Here is a 2,784-nt window from a genome sequence, read left to right on the forward strand (position 1 = left end):
GCCGAGTGCTGCTCAAATGTCGCCGCGGCCGCCGCCAGCGCGTGCTGGTTGTCGCCCGCCAGTTTTTCGCTGACGCGTTCGTGCTGGKAGAGTGCATTGTTCCACGCTTCCGACATGCCGCTCGTTGCCGTTTCCAGGCGGGCGGAGACGCTGTCCAGCAGCTTGGGGGCCGCCGAAGCGGCTTGCACGAGCCGGTCGATCTCGACGAGGGTGTTGCTGGCGTGTGCTTGCGTCTGGGCGGAAATGTCGCGCACGTTCTGCGCCAGCGTGTCGCAGATTTCCTGCTGCCGGCTCGCGGTGTGCGCGCCCGTCAGTTCCCACTCCTTGCGCAGCGTCGCGGCCAGCGTGCCGAGCGTATCGGCCCAGGCCGCCAGCCGCTGCTGGTCCCGCGCTGCCAGTTCCGCTTGCAGGTCCGCATGCGACTGGCCTACCGTGCGCACCAGTGCTGTCGATTGCTGTTCCAGGCTCGCCGCGGCCGCCGCCAAAGCGTTTTGATTGTCGCCCGCCATTTTCTGGCTGACGCGTTCGTGTTGGGAGAGCGCGTTGTTCCAGGCTGCCGACAGGCTGCCGGTCGTGGCTTCCAGGCGGGTGGAGACGCCCTCCAGCAGGCCTGCGGAGCGTTGCTCGAAGGTGTCGGTGAACTGGGAGAGCGAGGTGCGCAGGTCCTGGGTAAGCGCTTCGCTCGATCGCTGGTGTCCCGCCAGCGCATCGTTCCAGATGCCCGCCACGGTGGTGGTGGTCGCCTCGAATCCGGTCGACAGGCCATCGAGCTGCCGCTGCACGGCCTGCGTGACGGTGTCTTGCAGGGCGGCCGTTCCGCGCGCGAGGCTCGCCATGGTGGCCTCCACGGCCGGCTGGAGCGCTGCACCGGCGGCGCGGGCGCTATCGGCGACGCTCTCCTTCAAGGATTGCTCCACGGAGGACGCCAGGCGGGTGTACGCGGCTTCGGTCTTGCCGTGGAAAGCGTCCTGGCTGGCGAGCTGGCGCTCGTGCAAGGCCAGGCTCTGTTGTTCCATGGCCGCCATCATGGCCTGCAACCGATCGACCAAGGCGGGCATCACCTCGGCCTGCCGTTGCAGGAGCTTGAAGGTCTCCTCGCGCTGGTGGGACAGCGAGTAGATGCGCAACGTCGTCGCGATCCTGGTGTCGAGCCTCTGCGCCGCTTGCGTGCGCTCGCGCCGGCACAACGTCGAAAGCAGTCCCAGCATCGCGGAGGTGGCCACGCCCGCGACCGAAGTGCCGAATGCAAATCCCAGGCCCTTGACCGGCGCGGCCAGCGAGGCGCGGATGGCCTGCAAGTCCGTCGCGCTTTCCAGCGCCATGCCGGTGCCTTTCAGGGTGGCCACCATGCCCAGGAACGTACCCAGCATGCCCAGCAACACCAGCAAGCCCACCAGATACGGCGTGAGCGACGGCCCCGGCAAGCCCACGCGCTCACCTTCGATGCGCAGGCGCGTCGCATTGCGCAGGCTGGCAGGCAATTGCGCCAGCCAGGCATCCAKGCTGGCCGGCGGCTCGGACAGGCCTGCTACGGCCCGCGCCAAGGTGGACGTGGCCTCGTGATAGCGCCGCAGCTCGAGCGCGCCTGCCACGTAGCAGGCGCCGATCAGCACGGTGACAGCCAGCGCCAGGGTGTTCGAGCCGGCATAGCCGACGCCGATCCAGCACACCGCGGCCAGACCGGCCAGAAAAACAGCGAAATTAAGATATCTGGACATGGCGTCCTGTTAGCTGGAGCGAAGGGCGGCAAGCAGCCCATCGATCGGTTGTAAACGAATATCCAGTTCGGCAAGCAGTACGCTGCGCATATCCCTGCGGAACACGTCCAGCCATGCGCCGGAAGTGACCGCCGCGGACTCGCCCGCGGCCTGGGCGTCGGCCAGCGTTGCCTGCTCGGCCTGGCGCAAGCGCGCGAAGTGGCCTTCCAGCAATGCGGGCACGCCACCAAGCAGGCTGCGCTCGCGCGCGCCCAGTGCCCCCTCCATGACAGCATCCACCGCCGCGAGCTGCGACAGGGCGGGCGTCCTGGCGGCCAGCATTGCCCGCAGGCGGCCGCGCAAGCTGCCGATCTCGGTCTCCATCGTCTGCTGCATCGAGAGATAACGCTGACGATATGTCGCGTAATCGACCGCTGCCTCCGTGGAGTCTCCCTGGGCAGGCGCCTGCGGTTGCCCGCGCCGCTTGGCGGAGGCAACGGCGCCATCGCCTGCGATGGCATTCGCCAGCGCGGCTCGCACACGGTCGCACGCAAGCGCCTCGGCGCTGCCGAAGGCGCGCGCGCCGGGGGCTACCGGCGGCGGGTTGCCGTTCAGGGCCGTGGACAGTTCGATGGCGTCGGCCCAGCCGAGCCACTGGCTCAGTCGGTCCGAGAGCGATTGTCTGGGTTCGGGAACATCGACGTCCGCTAGGCGCGCAAGCAAGCGAATGAGCGTCGGGCCGCTGCAACCTGTGTGCTGTGGAGCTTGCACCATACCGGCTGAATCAAAAACCCTGCAGTTTACACGCCAGCGAGGGGTGGACCTATCGCATTTCGCTTTGAATTGCGAATACCCAGGCAGAGTCACATCAGATTCACATGCCGCGAGATTTTTCGGCCGGAACAGAGATGGAAACTTTCGCCATTAAGGGGTTGCCGAGCAGGGTCGATTAGTCCATAATGCAGTCCATTGATTCGGCGGGAAGCCAAAAAACTCCTTAAAAATCAATGGCTTAGAGTATTTATTTGGTAATAAGGCAACTTGCAGTCGTTGTCATCGTTGCCCATGTGGCTCAGTGGTAGAGCAC

At 66.1% G+C, this 2,784-nt stretch carries 2 protein-coding genes; both read right to left on the reverse strand.

What is annotated here, in order from left to right; genetic code table 11:
* On the reverse strand, window positions 1-1,718 hold a 1,718-nt coding region (locus AC1DS3_RS37455; protein ID WP_477129229.1), incomplete at its 3' end, for a DUF802 domain-containing protein.
* 9 nt (window positions 1,719-1,727) lie between these two features.
* Window positions 1,728-2,471 carry a DUF3348 domain-containing protein gene (locus tag AC1DS3_RS37460; protein ID WP_441630975.1) on the reverse strand — a complete coding sequence of 248 codons (744 nt, stop codon included), beginning with the start codon at window positions 2,469-2,471 and terminating at the stop codon, window positions 1,728-1,730.
* Window positions 2,472-2,784: the final 313 nt, after the last annotated feature.

Source organism: Cupriavidus sp. 01L46, assembly GCF_056399905.1.